Here is a 22,497-nt window from a genome sequence, read left to right on the forward strand (position 1 = left end):
TATATCATGTCTTCTGAATCTTTTGCAACTGATAATACCATACATTCCGGCGGGCTTGCACCTGTATCCGGAAGAGATCTGCTTATCCTTATTCTTGGTAGTTATCCGGGTGAGGTGTCTCTTAAGGTGTCAGAATATTATGGCAACCGGAGAAACCATTTCTGGAGATTAATGGAGGAGATTCTCGGCATTGATTCATCTCTGTCTTATGATGAGAGAATTGAGGCGATTAAATCAGAACGGATTGCATTATGGGATGTATTATATGGATGCAAAAGGGAGAAGAGCAGTGATCACAGCATATCATCAGCTATGCCAAATGATATATCCGGATTTCTTGAAGAAAATCCTTCTGTGAAATATATTATTCTGAACGGAAAGACGGGTGCAGGAAAGTGGTTTTACCGGACTCAGAAGGATATTCTGGTGTGTGATGATATTACTGTCAGGATTTTTCCCTCGACAAGTCCTGCAAATGCTGTGTTCTCATTTGAAGAGAAACTTAAGGAGTGGGGAATAATGCGAAAATGGCTTTTGAGGATATAATTATCCCCCATATTATTTGACATTATAATGTTTTATCATAAAATCCCTGATTTTTCCAGATTCAGGCCGGCCTTTGTCAGGGCGGTTAATCAGGTTGTCGATCACATTTATCTTTGATATTATTCTGTCAATGTATTCATTTTCTTCCGGAGTTACGCAGCCTGTTATTGCCTGAAGTGGGTTTTTGATCTCATCATTTAATACCGCAGGATCTTTAAGGTTTTTTTAATCTGCTCAGGACTTTCTTTTTTCTGTTTTTCCATTCGTGAAACAGCCTCTTCTGGTCAACCGTTTACATGCCACATCACAATCTGTGCATCACCTTCTGTGGCATAAATTAAAACTGTAAAATTAATTAAAACTGTAATGCTTCCTTAAAAAGTCCCTGATCTTCTCAGATTCAAGCCACCCTTTGTCAAGCCGGTTTACAAGCCTGTCAATAACCTTTGCCTGTGAGAGAATTCTTTCTGTATATTCCCTCTCTTCAAGTGTGACGTAGCCTATAATTGCCTGGAGAGGATTTCTGATCTCATCATTCAGTATTGCAAGATCTTCAAGATTTTTTTCAATCTGTTCGAGGCTCTTCCTCTGCTGCTTTTTAAGCTCCATCAGCTCGGTAATCTCAGTAAATATTGCAGCAAACTGGCCGATTTTCGGACAGTATGAATAGACATGGTAATACCTGTTTAAATATGGATTATAATTGTCGAACTCATCCGGAATTCCGGTCATTGCCACCTGGCCATATCTTTCAATTAAGTATTTTCCGGAATCCGGGAATATTTCAAACATTGTTCTGCCTTTGATCTTATCAGCAGAAAGCCCCGTCATATTCTCAAAAGCCTGGTTTACTTTAAGAAATCTGTAGTCAGCAGGTTCACCGTTTTCATCGGTTATCAGCTCATGGAGTACAAATCCGTTTGTCATCGTTGAAAAGAGTTCTTTATACTCCATTTCACTTATTTTAAGAGCTTTTTCAGCATTTTTTCTCTTTGTTATGTTTAGTGATGACTCAACAGCTCCTATAACTTCACCATTGTCATCAAACACAGGGTATGCGAGAACTTTTACATCTGTATTATTGTAATTAAGTTTCTCCTCAATGAACGGTTTTTTATTTTCTATTGCTTTTTTAACAGTACAGTTCTCACACGGGCTGTCCCTGTTGTACCACAGTTTGTAGCAGACTTTTCCTATGAGATCCTCAGGTTTCATCCCCAGGGAATCTGCCGGGTCCTGATTGGCCCAGATAATTTCAAAATCTGTATTGTAATATACAAGGTTCTCGTGTATGGCGTTTAATATTGTAACTTTATCCTTCTCGGATTTTATAAGAGCTTCTTCAGTTTCTTTTCCGGCAGAGATATCTTCTGCATAAAAACAGATACAGTCCTGATATTCAGGTGATCTTTTTTTATCCCTGAGCAGGTTTGCAGTTATTTTTACGGGGTAATATTCTTTATTTTTCTGCTTAAATCTGGATTCAAAGGTAAATGCGTTGGAATTACTGTCTCTGTCACCCGATTCTGAATCCCATATTGTAAGCATCTGGTAAATATCTTCAAATCTGCTTATCTTTTTTCCGGATGAATCTATTACATATTGTGGCCTGAATAATTGATTAAGGGTTATTCCATAGATATTTTCTGCTTTATTATTGAGATAGATAACTTTTCCGGATTTATCTGTAAGTATCACTTTGTATGGTGATTTATCTATTATGTCCTTCATAAGACTGTTTTCCGGTGTGAAATAATCCTGTCTGTTCATGGCAGTTTCTCTTCGTTTATTCTGTGAATCATTGGATGTCTCTGTTGTATAATATTTTTTGTACTTACTGGTCAATCTCTGATTCTGATTGCTCTTATTATCTGGATATATTCATTATTCTGATTGTTTCCGGGGTGACAAATGCTGTTTTGTAATTGATTTTATGTTTATTTGAGGTTTTCACAATACAGATATATAGATTATCTTCGTGTATATCCAACTATTGTCATCTAATTTCTCCCTCTCCTTTTTATAATGCAGTAATCCATTACCTGAATTATTTTTTTTGGTATAGGTTATATTTAAATTTGGCTAAATATTATATCCTCTGACGACAATTCTGCTAAATAGGTGTTATAAATCATGGCTGATTTGAAAAATGGTGATACTGCTCCCGAATTTTGTTTAAAGGATATGAAGGAGATGGATGTCTGCCTCTCTGTATTGAAGGGAAAGTGGGTGGTCTTATATTTTTATCCAAAGGACAACACTCCCGGATGTTCGATGGAGGCAGAAACATTTACGGCTATGGAGGAGGAATTTAAATCCTTTAATGCCGTTATTGTTGGAATAAGCCCTGATTCCTGTGAGAGCCACAGAAAATTTTCTGAGAAGCATTCGCTTTCCATTCTGCTGCTTTCTGATCCTGGGCATGAGGTGCTTGAGAAATATGGTGTCTGGAAGCAGAAGAAGATGTTTGGCAATTCATTTCTGGGTGTTGAGAGGAGCACTTTCCTGATAGATCCGGAAGGGAATATCAGAAATGTCTGGCATAAGGTTAAAGTGAAAGGGCATGCTGAGGCTGTTCTTGATAAAATTAAATCACTTTCCGGTTAATCTCGCTAACTGCCTGAAATGATCCGGATTTGGATTTTAGGGAGTTCTTAGGGGGATTTATCCTTTTAAATCCCATTTGACCTGTTATCTCTGCATTATTCTGGTCTCTTTTTTTAATGCTATACAGCCTCTGCAACTGCAAAGTGCCATCCTGTAAGTGGTGACTTCCTGAATGCGGCGGTCCACGTCTCTCCTTCTTTTTCATATTCCACAGTTCCACTCTCTTCTGAAAGCATTTTTTCAACTGCCTTTCCAAAGGAACTGTTTTCAGTCATAAGTGATATGTCCTGTGAGATCTCTCCTTTTTCCGAACTTAGTGCAAATTTGCCTTCATTGTCAATTGCATAATATACGGTTGAAGCCGGAAGTTTTTCATTGAGTGTTTCAGTAACACTGTCAGCATATACTGAAGCGCCGAGTATACCGATCACCTCTTCATTCACAATTACAGGTACTGCTACAATCGCGGCATTTTTTCCGGTTGAGTGGCTTATCACAACTGTCCCTACCGACTCTTCTCCGGAGAGCACAACCGGGAAATATGATCTATCTTTGAGGTTTGAATCTGCAAGGTCATCCACAACAGTGTAGTATGAACCATCGGTATTGGCGTACCATAGTCTGGTATCAGGTTCTTTCTCTTCAAGAGTTCTTAATAGAGGTTTAATCTTCTGCCATTCTCCTGAACGGACTTCGTTTGTCATAGCAAGCACCTCAAAGGGGCGAAGAATGCTTTTTATCTGACCTTCTGTAACTGCAATCACGGCAGTCAGCGTTGGATCCGTCTTTGAATTGTCAAAATCCGGAGATATAACTGAATCTTCCCCGTCATTGCCGTATTTATTAATAATTGTTTCATATGTTCCGTCTGCTTTCATAGAATCAAGTGCATTCTGCCAATTTTCAATTGTTTCATCCGGAATTTTCTGGTTAAATGCGATATATACTTCATTGCTCCTGACCGGGTACACAGATACGATGTCCCCGGCTGAATATCCTTCTTCTTCTGCGATATATGCGGCATTCAGACTGCTTCCAAACCAGAGATCAATCTCTCCGTTCATCAGTTTATTGAGGCATGTTTTATCATCCTGAAGGGATATGGTATTCTGGAAATTACTGTCAGAAAGGAACTGCTGGCGGGTGTCATCCTTTACAACCCCGATTTTGCCTGTTTTCTTTGCGGCATCCAGACTGTTTATCGTAATTCCGGAGCCTGATTTTGCATACAGCACATAATCAAACGATCCAATCGGCCCCACCCATCTGAAGAGCGGCTCTCTCTCTTCATTAATTCCTGCCGAGTATAATACTGCATTTGGTTCTTTCAGTGCTGCATCATAACTTTCTGACCAGGGGAGGAGTTCTATTGTTGCTTTCTGGTTCAGCCTCGATAATATCTCTTTTACTATTTCTGTTGACTGGCCGGCGATCTCACCGTTTTTATCCCTATAGTTGAAAGGCGGAAATTCTTCGGTCATTATATTCAGACCGGATTCGGAAACAGTTTCTTCCGTTGTTATGGCTGCCTGAGAAGAATCTCCCGCTGTGCATCCGCATATAGCTGCTGATAAAGCTGTCATTATAATGATTAAAGCACATATTCCTGAATATCTCATAATTATGCCCCCCTGTGGTCAAATCAGATCTGTAATTACCGTATGAGGATAAATATTTTTGTGTGGCGCTTCATGAGTGATTTCTTTTACTGACTTTCAGGCCCTGCTGAGGTTCTTCTGGGAAACAGAGGCCTAAATGCCGGTAGTAGAGTAACTCAGGTTCATAATGCAACCCTCTGATAAAGTCAGGTTTTCTACAGAGCCAGAATTTTCGTAACTGTTATCATCAATGTTATGCTATCATTCCATGGTCAATTATGAAACCCGGGATTACCTGTATATTCACGATCACCCTCCTGCTCATAATTATTTTGACAGTTTCAGCAGGCTATATCTGCCCTGTTCAGCAATCTCCGGCTTCATCTGCCGTCAATGTGGTGGAATCTCCTCCGGCAGTATTTAAAGATCAGGAATTTTCTTTCCAGTTCCTGAGGACAGTTGGCGCCTCGTATTCGGGAGAGGCTGATATCGGTGAGTGCCTTGCCACTGCGTCCCGGATCAAAGAAGGAGACTTTGAGAGTTGGTACAGCGAATGGAAAAATACCGCAGACACCTTCAGGACTGCGGGTGACAGGAGCCTCGCAGCCGGGCACAGGCGTACCGCAATGGAAGCATACTACCGGGCTGCAACGTATTACCGCACAGCCGAGTTCTTCCTGCATGGTAATTCCACAGATCCCCGCATCGTTGAGACCTGGGGAAAGAGCCGGGAAACATTCTGCGATGCACTTGCACTCGATGCTGTCCCGTACGAGATTGTCAGCATACCTTATGAGAATACAACGCTGCCGGGTTACTTCTATATGGTCGATAATTCCGGGACATCACGTCCGCTCCTCATCGTCCAGACTGGCTTTGACGGTTGCCAGGAAGAACTTCATCCATATGCAGTGGAAGGGGTAAAACGCGGATACAATGTCCTGACATTCGAAGGGCCGGGCCAGGGCGAAGTGATACGGGTTCAGAATATTCCATTCCGTTCCGACTGGGAGAATGTTATTAAACCTGTTGTGGACTATGCGGTGAGCCGGCCGGAAGTCGATGAAGAACGTATTGCGCTCTGGGGAATTTCCCTTGGGGGCTACCTCGCACCCCGCGGTGCTGCATATGAGCTGGGGATTGCAGCGCTGGTCACGGATCCGGGCACCTACGACGTCGGAGAGAATCTCCTGCGGAACCTGCAGGAGGGCGGAGGAGCGGCCGCGAACATGACCAAAGAAGACCTGAGGGAATGGCTGCGGACGGATCCTGCTGAGTTCAACGACGCTATCCGAAAAGCAATGGCAGACGATACCGGCACCCGCTGGCTGAACGAGAATGGTATGTTCGTCTTCAGTGCCGGCTCTCCGGCACAGTTCTGGGCGAAATGGATGGATTTTTCACTTGTAGGAACTGCCGGAAAGATACAGTGCCCAACGCTGGTCTGTGCCGGTGCGGCTGACCACTTCGATCCGGACGGGGTGCAGGCACAGGCGCTCTACGACAACCTCACCTGTGAACGTAAACTCATGGTCTTCTCCGACGAGTACGGTGCCGGGTCGCACTGCCAGCTCGGAGCATTTGCACAGTCTTTTGGCGCCAAGTTCGACTGGCTTGATGATACGATGGGAATGGACGGATAGACAGGCTGTTACCGGACCGCCCGGCCCCACAAACGCCTGTGCTGATGTGGAGGAGTTGAGGGGTAGATATTTACCGTCCGTTTGCTATTTCTGTTCCGGACTAAAATATAATCCTGAAAGAATCAGGATCTAAACTTATATCCTCTTTTCTCATCAATATGTAACGGCTTTAAGGATCTGATTATGACTAAATCTTCCGGCATGAGATATTTCTGGATAATAATGAAGTTTTTAATATGAAATCCGGACATCAGTTATCACTTTTTTATGCTTTTATGGCGGCCGTGCTCTTTGGCGGGTGTGCTCCTGTTGCGAAGGTTCTGCTTGAGAATATAAGCCCTGCAATTCTTGCCGCTTATCTTTACATGGGAAGTGGTATCGGTCTTTATCTGTATCTCCTGATTTGCCGCATTTTCGGGAAGAAGAGGCATGTTAAGGAGGCCGAACTTAAACGTGAGGATTATCCGTGGGTAATTGCAGTTACAGTATTCGGCGGTGTCCTTGCACCTGTCACTCTTATGTTCAGCCTTGATGCCACACCTGCGGCAACGGCGGCCCTTCTTTTGAACTTTGAATCTGTTGCCACGACCCTGATAGCTGTATTTCTCTTCAGGGAAGCAGTAGGCAGAAGAATATGGGCAGCGCTTGGTCTGATTACATTCTCATGTATTCTTCTCTCATATGATCCGGACTCTGCCTTCGGTTTTTCTCTTGCAGCATTCGGCATACTCCTTGCCTGCACTTTCTGGGCCTGCGACAATAATTTTTCGAGGGTTATTTCTTCAAAAGATCCAATTCCTATTGTGGCTGCGAAGGGTGTTTTAGCCGGAATTATATCCTTTATGATTGCAATAGTTCTTGGTGAGTCCATGCCGGCAGCAAATGATGCCGGCGCTGCTCTCATCTTTGGTTTTCTCAGTTACGGTGGGCTTACAAGTGTGCTCTTCCTGCTTGCATTAAGGGGCATAGGTACTTCGAGAACAGGAGCACTTCTTGCTGTTTCTCCATTTTTTGGCGTTGCAGGTTCATTTATTCTCTTTGCTGAAATTCCGGGACAGATGTTTTACATCTCACTTCCGGTTATGGCTGCCGGGGCATATCTTCTTTTGACAGAGAAGCATTCCCATCTCCACACCCATCGTGCAGAAATTCATGAACACAGGCACAGTCATGACGATCTGCATCACGGGCATGAGCATACTCCTGATGATCCTCCTGTGTCATCTTCCGGAGAGCATTCACATTTCCATGAACATAAGGAATTATGCCATGAGCACAGCCATACTCCGGATATTCATCACCGCCATGAGCATAAGTGATCTCCATTGTCTGATTTTGGCCCGGATTCACCGTTTTCCGAACCATCATATCTTCACACAGTGCCCCATTTAACATTGCTGTCAGTGTAAAGTACCTCTGAATTTAATGGCTTCTTGCGTGCCGCTATTTCGCTATAATTTCCCATTTTCAGACGGTTTTGTCCCCAATATGGGCGTAAATCCTCTTCATGATCAGAGCGCCTGTTAATTTGCGGATCCAGGTTCATTCCGGCATTTTTTAACGTACTGTTCTCTCTCGTCTGAGCAATTAAATGTGGATTCTTTCATATTTGGTCGTTATATGTCTGATCTGGCATATGAGATTATATTATATTTCTCCTCGGTGCTGATGTGGGTGAATATGTCATCAGCTTTATATATCATGCAGTGTGATTATCGATTAAGCCCTAAGGGGGTATTACTAATGGGATATAGATGGAAGAACAAAATTGATGTTGATGAAGCGGTTGTGACAATTATGAACAATCTTGATAGGGGCGAGAATATGTCAAACTGGTTGATAAAGACAATTAATCAGTCAATTAAGGACTCTGACCCGGATATGGGGACTTACTTTTTTGCAGAATTAAAAAAGCATGCCCCAAACGGTCTGAGATATTTTGAGGATGATTATTAATTCCTCATAAATTCAATTTATTCCTGGATTAAAAAAGGATTCTCCTGCTTTTTTCAAAACAGTGCATCAGATTAGTTATGCAGGTATTGTATGGTGTATCTATACCATATTTATGTCCGGTTTTTGAAATATATCCGTTTAACAGATCAATCTCTGTCCTTTTCCCGCTTATGATGTCATAATACATTGACGGGTAAACATCTCCGAATGCATTTAACTGATAATTTTTAAGATAACTGATGTACGAATCAGGATCTTCCCACGGCAGATCTATTCCTTCAGCCTCTGCAACAAGGAATGTTTCATTTATCAGTCCGGAAATTGTCTCTTTTAGGTCATCATCCCCAAGTTTTTTAATAGGTGCTTTTAATATGGCGGCCAGTGGATTTACTGCAATATTCAGCAGTGATTTTGACCAGATTTCTGCTCTTATGTCGTCCGATTCTCTGACCTCTATGCCGCATTTTTTCAGCAGTGCAATAAAAGAGATGAATTTATCCGTTTCTTTGCTGCTGCCCTGAATGTCAGGATATATACCGGTTTTTACAGGATCGCTCTGGCTGTTGATAATTACATGCCCGTCAGATACAAAACCAAAATTTGTGCTTACAGTGCCACCTATAACAAGAGGGGAATATCTGCCGATTATATCTTCATTGCCAATTCCGTTCTGAAAGCTCACTGCTGTGGTATCTCTGAGAACTTTGGAATATTCATTGCAGATATTCTCTGTATCTGTCCCTTTTGCGGTGATTATAGTATAGTTATAATTTTTTTCTGGCAGCATATCAGGAGATGTATAACATATGATCTCTCTGATCAGATGTTCGCCCCATATGCCTGACAATTCAAGTCCTTTTTCATAAATGGCCTTTGCATGTTTTTCCCTGCATACGACAGATACTTCTGAATGCCCGGATAATACGGCTGCAAAGGATAAACCAACTGCCCCGGCACCAAGTATTAGTACAGATGGGCTTTTTTCTGGCATTTCAGTTACAGTTATTGTTAATCCTGCTTAAACATTTGCTGTATATCCTCTCTGTTTCGGTCTGATTATTTACCATTTTAATATTTCATCCATTGTTTCGTTCCGGAAGAAAAGGACAAATAAATGGTTATTTATCCGATAAAAACAACCTCATCTTATTATTCTTATTTGGTGTCTGTTATGTTCAGGAGAATTTTATTCCCTACCGATTTTTCGGAGAGTTCATTCCGGGCCTTTGACTGCGTAAAAAGTTTCAGAAAGGCCGGAACAGAAGAGGTCATTATACTTCATGTTCTTGATGAGCATGAGGTTGATCTTGTCAAGACCGGAATCGGGTGGTTAAACTCGGAAAAGATGACGGAGTATGACTCTGCGATTGAATCCAAGATGAAGGAGAATGCCCGGCAGAAGGCTGAGAATATGAAAAATGCCCTTGCTGAAACCGGAATTAATGCCCGGATTGTTATTGTAAAGGGCGTTGTTGATAAGGAGATACTGTCATGTGCACAGAGGGAGAGGGCATCAGTCATTGTCATGGGAAGGCACAGCAGTGACAATCTAAAAGAGATAATTCTTGGTACAACATCAGAGAGAGTGCTTAAGCAGGCAAAGATGCCTGTACTGATGATAAATGAGGGTCTGACTTCCGGATGCGACCTTGAGTAGGGGGAGGGCAGATTTCCGGACAGGAAATATATCGTCCTTTGGATATGCTGCCGGAGTTGCAGTTGATATCTGATAATATTTAAGCAGTTTCAGTTACTGTAAGTGTTACCTGGAATGGGTCAGTCTTCGTGACCATCTTCACTGACACCTGATTAGTTTTTCTTGTTTATCAACAGATATGGTTGTTACGAATCGGAAAAAATATATGTGATATTGTTGTGATAACTATCTGTATGGCATCACCAATACTGGCATTAATAATGTCATTTTTTATTCCTGGCCTCGGACAGTTGTACACCGGGCAGTTTTTGAAAGCTGTTGCACTGTTTATTCTTGCAATTTTATTTGGTGCACTCTCGACTATGATTATCGGAATTCCATTTTATATCATTGTGTGGATATACAGCATGTACGATGCGTATGAATCTGCTTCTGATTGATGTCCGGATTTTTACTCCGGATTTTTTTCTGATTTGGGATATTTCTGAACCTTAATATTTTTGCCGGAATTTTATCCTGTAATGACCTGCCGGCACAACCTTTTACCCGGACGTTCTCTTTGGTAAATTGATTTATGGCTCTGTGCATTTCTTCCGTCTGACGGTTGTGGGCAAATTATAACTGCTCTGAGGGTTGAATACTGAATTATCAGAAGGAGATTTCAAAATGAATACATCACCAACCGGCAATACTTTTATGGACGAATCTGAGCTTAAGAAGATCAATGCAAACGGAATTGATATTGCTTATCGTGAATTCGGGTCAGGAGAGCCTCTGCTGATGATAACCGGATATTCGGCTACAATGGATATGTGGTCCACCGCTTTTTTATCAGAACTTTCCAGGAATTATCGTGTAATCGTTTTTGATAACAGGGGCACAGGTTACTCGTCATATGATGACCGGTATTTTACAATTCCACTCTTTGCAGATGATTCTAAAGCACTTCTTGAGGCGCTTGGTGTGAGTGAGGCACACATACTCGGATGGTCAATGGGAACAAATATTGCGCTTGAAATGGCGATAAAATATCCTGAAATCCTGAAATCTTTGATCCTGTATGCTGCTGACTGCGGTGGAAAAGAAGCCTTAATGGCTGGCCCTGACATTTATGAGATGCTCGCAGACACTTCCGGCACAGATCAGGAGCGTGGCATGAGGCTTTTAGGATTACTCTTCCCGGAGAGGTGGTTTGAGGAACATCCGGATATAATGTCATATTTTCCTGTTGTAACAGAAACCATATCGCCTGAAGTTGTGGCAATGCAGTATAAAGCAATGGAAATCTGGAATGGTGCAGATTCTAAACTCCATGAAATAGACAATCCTGTTCTTATCATAACCGGCACTGAGGATATTTTAACTCCTCCGGAAAATTCAGTGATGATTGCAGAAAAGATATCTGGTTCATGGCTTATCCGGTTAAAAGATTCAGGTCACGGAGCAATGTATCAGTATCCTGAAAATATGGCATCAGCAGTTAAATTATTCACCGATTCTGAGGTATCTCATCCTTAGTATGTGAGATTCTGACGAGTCATCTCAGGACATCCGAATAATATCACGGTCCGGAATTGATTTATTCCTGACCAGGAAGCAGTTTTTTTTACATGAGGGATATATTATGCCTGTCAGGTTTTCCTGAATGGATTCTTTTATTGATTTGTAGGTTATAATTACTTCACAAGTTTTACCCGGACATAAACATGGCAGACAATAAAAAATCAGGGTTAATGGATACAAATGCAGGTCTATCGTCAGATTTACTTGATCTTATTATGTCTTACCCCTGTGCTGAGGATACTGATAATGACAGGAATTTTCTGAATCTTCTCTTAAATTCAATTCCTGATCCTCTTTTTATCAAAGACATTCATGGTGTTTATACCGGAGGAAACAGTCATTTCTTCAGATTTCTTGGAAAATCACGTGATGATGTGATAGGGCATCTGGTCTATGATTTCTTTGAGGAGGATTTTGCATCTTCCTGCAATGCGGTTGATAAATGTCTTATTAACAGCCCCGGTACACGGGAATATGAGACCAGACTCAGATTTCCGGATGGAAAAGATCACAATGTGGTCATCTTAAGATCTGCTTTCACTGATAATGACGGAAATCCTGCGGGTATTATCGGGATACTGAAGGATGTCACTGAATTAAGGGATAAAGAAGCTCTCATAAAGACAAGTGAGGAGAAATTTGAGAAGGTATTCAGAATAATACCTGATCCGGTTGTGATTTCACGTCTTGAAGACGGGAAAATAATTGATTTTAATAACTCATTTGAGAATTTATTTAAATATAAGCTTAAGGGGGAGATCCGCCCTCTTACGGAACAGGATAAATTATGGGAAGACTCCGGGAAGAGGCTGGAATTTATAAATCTTATTCTTAAAGATGGTTTTGTTGAAAATTATTATGCCGATTTTCTGACCCGCGACGGAAGAACCTTAAAAATTCTGATCTCAGGTTCTTTATACTATATACATAAAAAACCGCATGTACTTGCAGTTTTAAGGGACATAAGTGAATTATATGAGATTCGTGATGATCTTGAAATTGCCAGGAAAAAATATCAGGCAATATTTGAGAATGCAGGGACCGGTCTTATAGTTGCAGATGCAGATCTGAAGATAAAACTGTCAAATACTCATCTCCGTAAGATGCTTGGTTATCTCCCTGAAGAGATTGACGGTAAACTATTCCTGTCCGATATTGTTGATGATACTGAGAAGGAGAGGATTGAGGAATTCCGGCGGAAAAGAATGAAAGATATGTCTGTTTTGCCACTGAGCCATGATCTGATACTTAAATCTGCCAAAGGTGAGAGAATATACACACATATCGGCGTATCCCATATGCCCGGTTTGGACAGAATATTAATGTCAATGGCTGATATCAGTGAGCGTATCTCTGCTGAAAGGGCACTTGCTGAGAGTGAGAAATTTAATAAAGATCTCATTAATAATCTTCCGGATTACATCGTCATCTATGATATTAACGGAAAGGTGATCTATATAAATCCTTCCGGATCAAAAGCAATCGGATATTTCAGGAAGGATCTTGTCGGCAGAAGTCTGACGGATTATATACATCCGGATGATCGCGGCCTTGCAAAAAAGATGTTAAATCTCAGGCTTTCAGATTCACTTAAGGGTGAATATGAGATCAGACTGATCTCAGGTTCCGGCGATGTAATTATAGTTAATATAAGAGGACGGCTCATTGAGTTTGATAAAAAACCGGCAGTGATGCTTGTCTTAAATGACATCACAAAAAGAAAGGAACTTGAGAGAAACCTTGAGATGAAGGCCGAAGAATTCAGGCTTTTATCCGAATCAAAAGCACTTGCAAATAAAAAACTCAATCTCTTAAGCAATATTACCAGGCATGACATACTCAATCAGATTACAGTTTTATCTGCCTATGAAGAACTTGTACAGGAATCAGTTGAAATGAATGATCCTGACACTGCCCTGAAATATCTGAATAAGGCCAGTGTCGCAACCGAAAAGATCTCCGGACAGATTCAGTTTACCAAATATTACCAGGATATTGGGATAGATGCACCTGAATGGCAGAATGTCTCCGGGGTTATATCTGAGGTTAATGAGAAGGAATTTTTCCCGCCCGGACTTGTGGGTATTCCGGACGGCAGCATTGAGATTTTTGCTGACCGGATGCTTGAGAGAGTATTTTATACGCTTTTTGATAATTCCATGAGGCATGGTTTAAATTTAACTGCAATTAATGTCAGGTATGAATTTTTTGAGAAGGAATTACTGATATTTATTGAGGATGACGGCGGAGGTATTCCTCCGGAGAAGAAGATAAAGATCTTTGATGTTGGATATGGCTCAAATACCGGTTTTGGCCTCTTTCTGGCACGTGAGATTCTGGAACTATCGGGAATTTCAATACATGAAAACGGTGTCTATGGTGAGGGTGCACGCTTTGAGATACTTGTGCCTTCAGGAAACTGGCGTTTTTGCAGAGATGAAGTTCCGTCTGAAAAATCCGGAAAATATGAAGTAGATCTATAACAGGGACATAATGGGATTTTTAGTGATCTGAGTGAAAGACAGTGAATTTACAGCATACTGCGGACTGTACTGTCCGGACTGCATACATTTCAGGAATAATCACAGTCCTGTTGCCTATCAGCTTAAAAAAGAGCTTGGGCGTGCTGATTTTTTTAATTATTCAAAGGTTAAATCGCCGCTTGTACCTGAATATGAGGATTTTGATACGTTTATCTCTCTGCTTGACCGTCTTATTGCCCATCAGTGCCGTTATGGCTGCCGGAAAGTCGGTAGCTGCATTTATTCCGGCGGTGAACCCTGCCCTATAGTTCTCTGCTGTAAGGAGAAGGGGTATTCCGGCTGCTGGGAGTGTGACAGTTTCAGGGACTGTGATAAATTTGATATTATCAGGAAATTCTGCGGTGACTGCAATGTTAAAAATCTTGAACTGATTAAGATTTACGGGCCGGAAAAATGGGTTGAGAAGAGGCATCCGTTTTACCGTTGGGACTGATTTCCGGTTCTTTCATATTAATCCATTATTTGTCAGAGAAGTTTTGTCTGGGTTGTTGGTTTAGGCACTTTAACGACAAGAACCCTGAAGATCTCACTGTCACTGTTTATCAGGCGGTGTGGAATATCCTTTGGACTGTTGATGATCATATCCTCCGATACCTCTTCCTCTTCTTCACCTATCTCAACTATTCCTTCACCTTTAAGGACATAGAAAAATACATCCACCGGTGTTTTATGCCTCTTTAATGATTCTCCCTTTTTCAGGGTAATCACAACAGCAGTTGCATTTTCTGTGTCATATACCTGTTTTGCATCTACTTTGTGAGGATTTGGGCTTACCGGAAGTTCCGCTAGTTTTTTAATTTCCATAAATATCACCAGTAATTGATATAATACCCGGATATGGGATAATAGTATCCATGATTTTTACGTTGGAAAAGAAGATATGAGTCTTCACCTTTAGCCTGTAAAAAGTGTGATGATTTTAACTTCAGATATTTTCGAAGCCATGCATATTGGTATATGTATAAATCCCTTATTTTATTCTGACAAATCATGAGCAAAAAAAACCGAAATAAAAATCCGGATTCATATGTCCGTAATAATTATGATCATTCTGAGGACTATTCCGGGAGAACGGGATTCAATAAAGGCAGATTATCCTTTATACTTTTTTCATCTGTGATGGTTCTGGCAGTTCTTATGACTGCCGGATGCACGGGCAACAGTGCAGGTGGTGCTTCAGACATTACCGTTACAGGCGGAGGAAACGGTACGGCTGACAATTCCGGTGGTACTACAGATAATTCTGAAGATTCGGCTGATTCAGGCATTAACTCTGAAATCACAGATGGTTCAGATGGTTCCGGAAAAATCACAGAATCTGAATATGTAACTGAAAATGTTACAGCAGTATCGGGAGATGAACTCTCCGGCACAGACTGGCTCCTTACTTCATATATGGGAGTTAACGGAGGAATGAATGAAGTTCCGGAAGGGATTGATGCAACGCTTACGTTTGTAAATGAGAGTATCCTTGGCGGAAATTCCGGGTGCAACAGTTATTCAGCAGACTACAAAGCAAAAGACGGAGTGTTTAAAACCGGAATCATAGTTTTTACAGCTATGTACTGCACAGATGCGACAATGGAATTTGAGAATGATTATCTCGAACTTCTTCAGAAAGGCAGTTCTGCTGTTATGTCAGATGGAAAACTTGTAATTTCAGATGAAGAAGGTGGTGTTCTTCTTAACTTCCTGCCATTTAAAATCTCAGGGAGTTCGTGGGAACTGATTTCAATGAATGATGGTAAAGAAGCAGTTCTCTCTCTTCCTGAGAATATCGGAATAACACTTGAATTTTCGGATGACAAAGCTTCCGGAAATGCGGGCTGCAACAATTATTTCTCTTCTTACTCAACAGATGAATATTTCGGGATCGAATTCAGTGCCATAGGTTCAACAAGGATGTACTGTGAAGAGGCTGTTATGGTATATGAGTCAGCATATCTTAAAAATCTTGAATCGGTCAGCAGATATTATTTTAACGGTAAATCCCTGATTTTCAGGGATGATGACGGAAAAACACTGATGACATTTGTGAAATCAGGTAAATCCTGAATATTTCCGGAATATTTCCGGCACTTAATCAATTATAATCTCATATTTTTCCAGCAGGCCCAAAATTCCCGGGTATGAAAATTTTGCGCCCTTAAGCTGGTTTATCTCAGGATCAAATGAGTAATTCACTGCTGTTCTGAAGTCTGCCTTTTTTAAGTCACACCGGCTGAAAAGAGTACCTGAAAGCTCACAGTTGTGGAATTGTGCACCTTTAAGCTTACACTCTGTGAATTCGGCTTCTTTTACACTGCACTCTTTAAAATTTGTATTCATCAGATTGTTTCTTAAAAATATGGAATAATCGAGTATGCAGTCTTTAAATTTCACCTCAAAGAGAAATTCTTTGCAGTAGCTGAAATCCACACCCATTATTTTGCAGTTTATAAAATTAACTGATTTCAGCCCGGAATTTTTGAACAGTGCCGCACTCAGGTTACAGCCTTCAAAGAGGCAGTCCCTGAATTCATTGTCAGATAAATCGGAGTTTTCATAATTACAGTCTCTGAAGGTGCATGAATCAAATTCACCCCCGCAGAAAGATTTATCTGAGTAATCCAGCTTTTTTGAGAGTTCACCGCAATGAAAATATTCTGTCATAATCCCGTTATCTTCTGGTTATCTTCCGGATCTTTTCCTGATTATTATGTCAGTCCGGCAAAATAATATATTACCGGAAAATTCTCATCCGGATTTTTACTGCCGGACATCTCCCAAACATATCTCTGAATGTCCTGTTCTCCGGAATACCGGTCAGCCAGAATGTTCAGTTAAAACATTATCTGCACCTATGTGTGGTTTTTATATGTCTTCAGCAATTCTTTTTATGACCAACGCCCGCAGCGCTGAAATTTTCCGGCTCTGAAATTATATGTCTGTATGAGATTTTGCCCGACTTTTATGCTGTCTCTGGATTTTAAGTTTAAAATAGCTTTTTTGTCGGATGTGGATGAATATTCACTGAGTTTTTACTTTCGCCCCACGCGGCGTGAATTTATATCTGAGTTAGTATTATTATATTATTGTCGTGAGTGAGCAGAACATTACATGATGGTCCTTATCTGACATCTAAGGATTGCCTGCCTGCCCTGCTGTGATCTCCGGCAAAGAAGAATAAGAAGAAGTATGCCTTATTGCGCTCCTAACATCTAATATAGGCATCTTCTTTCTGCATAAATTGTGTTCTACACAAAGAGATGTCAGATACCTCAAAACTCTTTAATAAACCTCCTGTTCTTCCTGTCTGAAGACAGAATTTACAGGAAACCTCTCTTTTTATCTGTTTTGGCCTGATTTATGGTCATTTTTGTTCTGATTTCTTCTCACATTTATTTCATCTCTGATACAGTTTTGGTCCGCATAATGTCATGTAGCATTATGTAACATTTATCCGTGATGGTTATACAATATTGATCATGGCCGACTCAAAGGTTGTAAGGGTGCAGCTGGATGCACTTGAAACCGCGCTTAAATATGGTAACAGCATCAGCGAAGGCATCAGGACCATGGAAAAACTCTTAAAAGAGAAGGATAAAAAAGGTGGCTTTGATATTGAAGCTGTCCGGATTGTTGTACGGGAAGAACTTGACAGCATCGGACGCTACTGACTGCGGTGTACAGGTTGCCTGACAGTTACAGAATACTGCTTCATCCGTCTGCGGCAGAAGATAAATTAAAAGACCGGATTCTTGAAATTCAGAATGCACTTCCTGATTTTACGGTGCAGAAATCCCCGACAATCTGCATCGCAGAGTTTAAAGCCGGAGAAAGTGCCGGTAAAAAAGAGATAAAGCTGGCTGTCGAATCATCTTTCTCTGATTATAATCTGATTGGATGTTATATCTCAGGCTTTGGATATTCGCGGAAAAATAAGTCATACTCAGTTGATTTCCCTGTGATATTCAGTCGTGGAATGGTAAGTGAGGTGACAGCCATTGGAAGTGTGAATAACGAGACAGCCATCAGAGGATATAATAACGAGACACTCAGCAAAAACCCCACCTGTCTGACTTTGTTTCCGGAAAAATTAAGGAAATGCCTTTTATCTGAGATCTCCGGCATAACAGATCTGAATGTCACACAGTCTCCCTGTATTCCTCTGGCAGAAGGTCTCAAAAGGAAAGAATTACTAAAGATTAGGAAGCATAACGGAGATAAAATCAGTATCATAGATGAAATTCTTCTGAGAACTGTCTGGAAGAGTGGCAGATCTCCGAAGTACAGGATCAGGAATTTCTGTTTTGAATTTGATGTGGTCAGAATTGTTCTGGAGAAGAACGGTAAAAAGTACCTTGAATATGATCTCATATCAAAGGGCTGGATAAAATATCCGGGACCGTCCGGCTGGGCAGGTACCTTTAACAATTACCGCCGGATTAAAGGCTATGAGATTAAAGGTTATGAATCTTTATCCGTTAATTCATCTAACAGCCCTTCAAAATGGCTTATCGGAGATCTGCATCTTGGCCATTATGATATGATCCGGAAAACAGCAAGGCCGTTTGATACCAAAAATCCTTCTGAGATGGATAAAATACTGACTGAAAACTGGAATCTTGCTGTAAAACCGGATGATGAGATATTCTTCCTTGGTGATCTGACATATAATAAAAATCCGGAATCTGTACAGGACCTGCTCACAAAACTCAACGGAAAAATTGTTTTTATCAGGGGCAATCATGATAGATCTGTCAAAAATGCAGAGGAATCTGTTGAATATTCATATAATGGCTACAATTTCTTTATGATACATAACCCCGGACATGCACCAGAAGATTATGACGGATGGATCATCCACGGGCACACTCATAACAGCCGGATGTGTGAGTATCCTTTTATTAATTTTAAGTCCCGGACTATTAATGTCAGTTGTGAAGTTATATCGTACCGGCCCGTATTATTTGATAATATTATCAGCATAATCAGCCATCCGGAAAAATACCCTGCAAAGATTATGGCATTAGAAGATGTTTTTGAAAAGAGGAATTAATATGGGGGCCGGCAACAGATTTGTGCCATAGTGCTCCCTCCCCGGATTTAATCCTGAATAAGATTTTTAGAATTCAGATGAAGTGGTTGATCACATTCTCACATATGTCAGCCGAATAATCAGCAACTCTTCTCATACTGTCTGATATGCCCACCAGGTGTGTCGCTACAGAGGCATCATAGGTCAGTGCAATATCGTTTATCTCCCGGCATACCCCGACATTTTTTCCTGCCATATCAATAAGCTTATTTGCTGTTTTAATATCTCCGTTAAAGAATGAACTGATGCTGTTTCTGAAAATGTCAACTGCCTCGGTACTTGTCTTTGATATCTGTTCTGTCAGTTCAGGTGATATGTCGCCTGAATTAATATATTTTGAATTTTTTGCAATCCTGCCTGCATGGTCCCCCACCCTCTCAATAATTCTGCTTGTAAGGAAGTAGCTTACAGCCATATCATTTGGGATCTCCATTTTTCTTCCGAGATTTAGATCATTTAACAGGAGATTGGACTGTCTTGCAATCAGCCAGTGAAGTCTGTCCACATCATTGTCTCTCAGTATTACATTGTCTGCAAGGTTATGATCATTCTCCTTCAGTGCATTCATAGCATCCTGATGCATCTTTATGACAATGACTGACATTCTGGAGAGTGTACTGTTAAGCGGCATCTCGGAAGGATTCAGGAGGTCTTTTATCTCTATTGTACTGTCTGTCTCATCAACAACCTCCTGCCCTATAGCCATTGATGTGAATTCACGCACTTTTACGGTTGCAAAAGCCGGAAGTCTTCCATGTGCCCATATTCTCATAACCGTATATCCGGAGATGTAGGCTCCGATCATGCACCTTAAAAAATAGGTTTCATCAGTTGATGCGCTGACCTCAAACTTCCAGATTTTCCGGATCTGCTCTCCGCTTGTATTAGGGGTTATAAGTATTGTTCCGTCATCCTGTTCAATCAGACCAACAGGATCGTTCTTCTTAATCCGGCTCTTTATAACCCAGTTCTTTGGGAGGGATACAATGTAGGAAGATCCTCCGCTCATCTGAACCTTTCTGATGTCCATATATATATTTCTCTATTTCAGAATATATAATCTGCCCAGACAATATTTGTATATGTGTGGGTTTAGCCAATATATTTTATTTCGATCATCCCTTTATAATCCGTCTGATGTATTTATAGTGCTGATATGAAAATTATGGATAAATATTATAATTGCGGAAAATTCAGGCAAAATATATTCGCAATCATAACTGTCAACAGATCTTTTTCTGTTCGGATAATTCTGTGTGATATCTCAGGAAAAATAAGCGGCGGTGTTCTCCGTCCGGATTTAAAGGGTTTGTCCAGTGTCTCTCTCTTCCGGTCTTAACGGTTCGCCCGGAGAGGGAATATTTCCCTCCGGAAACAGCATGAGAAAATTCTGGGACAGATCTGTTAAAGGTGTTCTCTTTGTTGCAGCGATCTTTGGAGTGCTGACAGTATTCTTCATACTGTTATTTCTATTAAAAGACGGAATTGCGGCATTTTACAAATTCGGACTTATTGACTTCCTCTTTGGCCCTGTCTGGAATCCTGCCGGGGCCGTCCCTGCATATGGTACACTGCCGCTCTGGGTGGATACAATTCTTGTCACCATTGGTGCAATAGTAATTGCTGCACCTCTTGGTGTTGCAGGCGCAATTTATATCTCGGAGATTGCGCACCGGAGAGTTAAAAATGTTGTAAAACCGGCTATAGAACTTCTTGCAGGCATACCATCTGTCGTATTCGGTTTTTTTGGGCTTATTGTTCTTACAGACTGGCTAAGGGTTACATTTGATGTCCCTTCCGGTGAGTCCTGGCTTGCAGGTTCAGTTCTTCTTGGCATAATGGCACTTCCGACAATCATCAGTGTGTCTGAGGATGCAATAAGTGCTGTTCCGAAGAGCTTTAAGCACGGATCTCTGGGGCTTGGTGCGACAAACTGGCAGACCATAAGCCGGGTACTCGTCCCTTCAGCCCTCTCAGGTATTACAGCGGCAGTAATTCTTGGTATGGGTCGTGCAATCGGCGAGACAATGGCAGTGATGATGGTAACCGGAAATGCGGCAATAATTCCCTCACCTATAACTGATGTACTTTCACCCGTAAGGACACTTACAGGCACAATTGGTATTGAGATGGGCGAAGTTGCGGTTGGAAGTGATCACTATCATGCTCTCTTTGGTGTAGCTGTGATTCTGCTGGTAATTACTCTTGCAGTAAACCTCTCTGCCCGGAAGATACTGAAGAAGATAAATGAGAAGCAGGCAGGCACAGGCGTGAGGAAAGAGAAGAAGACCGGTTTCATCTCTCTACCGAATGATCATCACCTCACAAAGAAGTTCCGTAGCAATAAAAACCTGATAATTGCAGGATTGCCGGTACTTTTGACCCTGATAGTTGCAGGCATAATTCCGGCGGTGATACTTGCAGTTCTTGCTGCCTGCGCTAATTTCCTCTCTGGCAGATTATCCCCCAGACAGACTCAGGCGATTGCCTACAGCCTTCTGTATGCCGCAATCGGCATTGTTCTGCTGGCCCTTGCAGTCATTCTCTTTGACATCTTCTCTAAAGGTCTTCCTGCCATATCATGGGAGTTCCTCACTGAATCTCCAAGAAATCTCGGACGTGAGGGAGGCATATTCCCTGCAATAGTGGGTACACTATACCTTGTTGCCGGAGCAATAGCGATGGCCCTTCCCATAGGCATTGGTGCTGCGGTTTATATGACCGAATATACAAAAGAGGGGCGTTTTTCCGGGATCATAAGATCAGGCATTGATCTTTTAAACGGAACACCGTCCATCGTATTCGGTCTCTTTGGCTTCTCATTCCTTGTTCTCTTCCTGAACTTCGGCGTGAGCCTCATAGCCGGACAGATAACCCTTGCGCTGATGGTGCTTCCTACTATTATCCGGACAACTGAAGAGGCACTGAAGAGTGTCCCGCAGTCTGTCCGTCATGGCAGTCTCGCGCTTGGTTCAACAAAATGGCAGACAATATACAGGGTGGTAATCCCGCCGGCAATACCGGGAATAATTACGGGGACAATACTTTCCATTGGCAGGGCCGCCGGAGAGACTGCTCCTATTCTGTTTACGGCAGTAGTCTTCTCGTCAAGATTCCTCCCTTCATCTGAGTTTGACCCGGTGATGGCACTGCCATATCACCTCTATATTCTCTCAACAAATGTCCCCGGTGCGACAGAAAACCAGTACGGAACGGCAGTTGTACTTGTCACGATTGTGGCAGTTATCTACCTCTTTGCAGTATTAATCAGAAATCATTACCAGAAATCAGTCAGGTGGTAAAA

20 protein-coding genes are annotated in these 22,497 nt (G+C 41.5%); 14 read left to right on the forward strand and 6 right to left on the reverse strand.

The features are described 5' to 3' along the window. Positions 1-6: 6 nt before the first annotated feature. On the forward strand, positions 7-546 hold the full coding sequence (locus tag L6E24_RS14030) for a DNA-deoxyinosine glycosylase (protein ID WP_257742574.1): 540 nt from the start codon (positions 7-9) through the stop codon (positions 544-546). 351 nt (positions 547-897) lie between these two features. Here L6E24_RS14030 and L6E24_RS14035 read toward each other — a convergent pair whose 3' ends face one another. Next, a complete protein-coding gene (locus L6E24_RS14035) occupies positions 898-2,391 on the reverse strand; it encodes a PAS domain-containing protein (RefSeq protein WP_257742575.1) in 1,494 nt (497 codons plus the stop codon). A 288-nt stretch (positions 2,392-2,679) separates the two neighbouring features. On the opposite strand from L6E24_RS14035, the gene bcp reads away from it, so the two are divergent. Next, positions 2,680-3,153 carry a thioredoxin-dependent thiol peroxidase gene (bcp, locus tag L6E24_RS14040; protein WP_257742576.1) on the forward strand — a complete coding sequence of 158 codons (474 nt, stop codon included), beginning with the start codon at positions 2,680-2,682 and terminating at the stop codon, positions 3,151-3,153. A gap of 119 nt (positions 3,154-3,272) precedes the next feature. Here bcp and L6E24_RS14045 read toward each other — a convergent pair whose 3' ends face one another. Next, positions 3,273-4,772, reverse strand: a complete 1,500-nt coding sequence (locus tag L6E24_RS14045; protein WP_257742577.1) for a transporter substrate-binding domain-containing protein — start codon at positions 4,770-4,772, stop codon at positions 3,273-3,275. Positions 4,773-5,029: 257 nt separating this feature from the next. Here L6E24_RS14045 and L6E24_RS14050 point away from each other — a divergent pair, with 257 nt between their 5' ends. The 3 genes from L6E24_RS14050 to L6E24_RS14060 all read left to right on the forward strand — a co-directional run bounded on the left by L6E24_RS14050 (position 5,030) and on the right by L6E24_RS14060 (position 8,350). Next, positions 5,030-6,394, forward strand: a complete 1,365-nt coding sequence (locus L6E24_RS14050) for an alpha/beta hydrolase family protein (protein WP_257742578.1) — start codon at positions 5,030-5,032, stop codon at positions 6,392-6,394. Positions 6,395-6,630: 236 nt separating this feature from the next. Beyond that, positions 6,631-7,713, forward strand: a complete 1,083-nt coding sequence (locus tag L6E24_RS14055; RefSeq protein ID WP_257742579.1) for a DMT family transporter — start codon at positions 6,631-6,633, stop codon at positions 7,711-7,713. A gap of 424 nt (positions 7,714-8,137) precedes the next feature. After that, the gene (locus L6E24_RS14060) at positions 8,138-8,350 is read left to right on the forward strand and encodes a hypothetical protein (RefSeq protein ID WP_257742580.1); all 213 of its coding nucleotides are present in this window, start codon (positions 8,138-8,140) and stop codon (positions 8,348-8,350) included. 28 nt (positions 8,351-8,378) lie between these two features. Here the strand turns inward: L6E24_RS14060 and L6E24_RS14065 are convergent, their stop codons facing one another. Beyond that, on the reverse strand, positions 8,379-9,341 hold the full coding sequence (locus L6E24_RS14065) for a ketopantoate reductase family protein (protein WP_257742581.1): 963 nt from the start codon (positions 9,339-9,341) through the stop codon (positions 8,379-8,381). 180 nt (positions 9,342-9,521) lie between these two features. Between L6E24_RS14065 and L6E24_RS14070 the strand changes: the two genes are divergently transcribed. The 5 genes from L6E24_RS14070 to L6E24_RS14090 all read left to right on the forward strand — a co-directional run bounded on the left by L6E24_RS14070 (position 9,522) and on the right by L6E24_RS14090 (position 14,546). Next, positions 9,522-10,007 (forward strand): universal stress protein, encoded by a 486-nt coding sequence (locus L6E24_RS14070; RefSeq protein ID WP_257742582.1) that lies wholly within the window; start codon positions 9,522-9,524, stop codon positions 10,005-10,007. A 308-nt stretch (positions 10,008-10,315) separates the two neighbouring features. Beyond that, positions 10,316-10,447, forward strand: a complete 132-nt coding sequence (locus L6E24_RS14075) for a hypothetical protein (RefSeq protein WP_257742583.1) — start codon at positions 10,316-10,318, stop codon at positions 10,445-10,447. Between the two features lie 226 nt (positions 10,448-10,673). Beyond that, positions 10,674-11,525: an alpha/beta fold hydrolase gene (locus L6E24_RS14080; RefSeq protein WP_257742584.1), complete on the forward strand. Its 852-nt coding sequence runs from the start codon at positions 10,674-10,676 to the stop codon at positions 11,523-11,525. 188 nt (positions 11,526-11,713) lie between these two features. Continuing rightward, a complete protein-coding gene (locus L6E24_RS14085) occupies positions 11,714-14,053 on the forward strand; it encodes a PAS domain-containing protein (RefSeq protein ID WP_257742585.1) in 2,340 nt (779 codons plus the stop codon). A 31-nt stretch (positions 14,054-14,084) separates the two neighbouring features. After that, positions 14,085-14,546, forward strand: coding sequence for a DUF3795 domain-containing protein (locus tag L6E24_RS14090; RefSeq protein ID WP_257742586.1), 462 nt, complete (start codon positions 14,085-14,087; stop codon positions 14,544-14,546). 32 nt (positions 14,547-14,578) lie between these two features. Here the strand turns inward: L6E24_RS14090 and L6E24_RS14095 are convergent, their stop codons facing one another. Continuing rightward, a complete protein-coding gene (locus L6E24_RS14095) occupies positions 14,579-14,917 on the reverse strand; it encodes a cupin domain-containing protein (RefSeq protein ID WP_257742587.1) in 339 nt (112 codons plus the stop codon). 186 nt (positions 14,918-15,103) lie between these two features. Between L6E24_RS14095 and L6E24_RS14100 the strand changes: the two genes are divergently transcribed. Continuing rightward, positions 15,104-16,168, forward strand: coding sequence for an META domain-containing protein (locus L6E24_RS14100; RefSeq protein ID WP_257742588.1), 1,065 nt, complete (start codon positions 15,104-15,106; stop codon positions 16,166-16,168). A 24-nt stretch (positions 16,169-16,192) separates the two neighbouring features. On the opposite strand, the gene L6E24_RS14105 is transcribed toward L6E24_RS14100, so the two are convergent. After that, entirely contained in the window at positions 16,193-16,765 is a 573-nt protein-coding gene (locus tag L6E24_RS14105; RefSeq protein ID WP_257742589.1) for a pentapeptide repeat-containing protein, read from the reverse strand. A gap of 815 nt (positions 16,766-17,580) precedes the next feature. On the opposite strand from L6E24_RS14105, the gene L6E24_RS14110 reads away from it, so the two are divergent. Continuing rightward, positions 17,581-17,772, forward strand: a complete 192-nt coding sequence (locus L6E24_RS14110) for a hypothetical protein (protein ID WP_257742590.1) — start codon at positions 17,581-17,583, stop codon at positions 17,770-17,772. A 14-nt stretch (positions 17,773-17,786) separates the two neighbouring features. Beyond that, positions 17,787-19,154: a metallophosphoesterase gene (locus tag L6E24_RS14115; protein ID WP_257742591.1), complete on the forward strand. Its 1,368-nt coding sequence runs from the start codon at positions 17,787-17,789 to the stop codon at positions 19,152-19,154. A 73-nt stretch (positions 19,155-19,227) separates the two neighbouring features. Here L6E24_RS14115 and L6E24_RS14120 read toward each other — a convergent pair whose 3' ends face one another. Further along, on the reverse strand, positions 19,228-20,223 hold the full coding sequence (locus L6E24_RS14120; RefSeq protein WP_257742592.1) for a phosphate uptake regulator PhoU: 996 nt from the start codon (positions 20,221-20,223) through the stop codon (positions 19,228-19,230). 349 nt (positions 20,224-20,572) lie between these two features. On the opposite strand from L6E24_RS14120, the gene pstA reads away from it, so the two are divergent. Further along, positions 20,573-22,495: a phosphate ABC transporter permease PstA gene (pstA, locus tag L6E24_RS14125; protein ID WP_257742593.1), complete on the forward strand. Its 1,923-nt coding sequence runs from the start codon at positions 20,573-20,575 to the stop codon at positions 22,493-22,495. Positions 22,496-22,497 lie beyond the last annotated feature (2 nt).

This window comes from Methanoplanus endosymbiosus, assembly GCF_024662215.1.
Taxonomy (GTDB): domain Archaea; phylum Halobacteriota; class Methanomicrobia; order Methanomicrobiales; family Methanomicrobiaceae; genus Methanoplanus; species Methanoplanus endosymbiosus.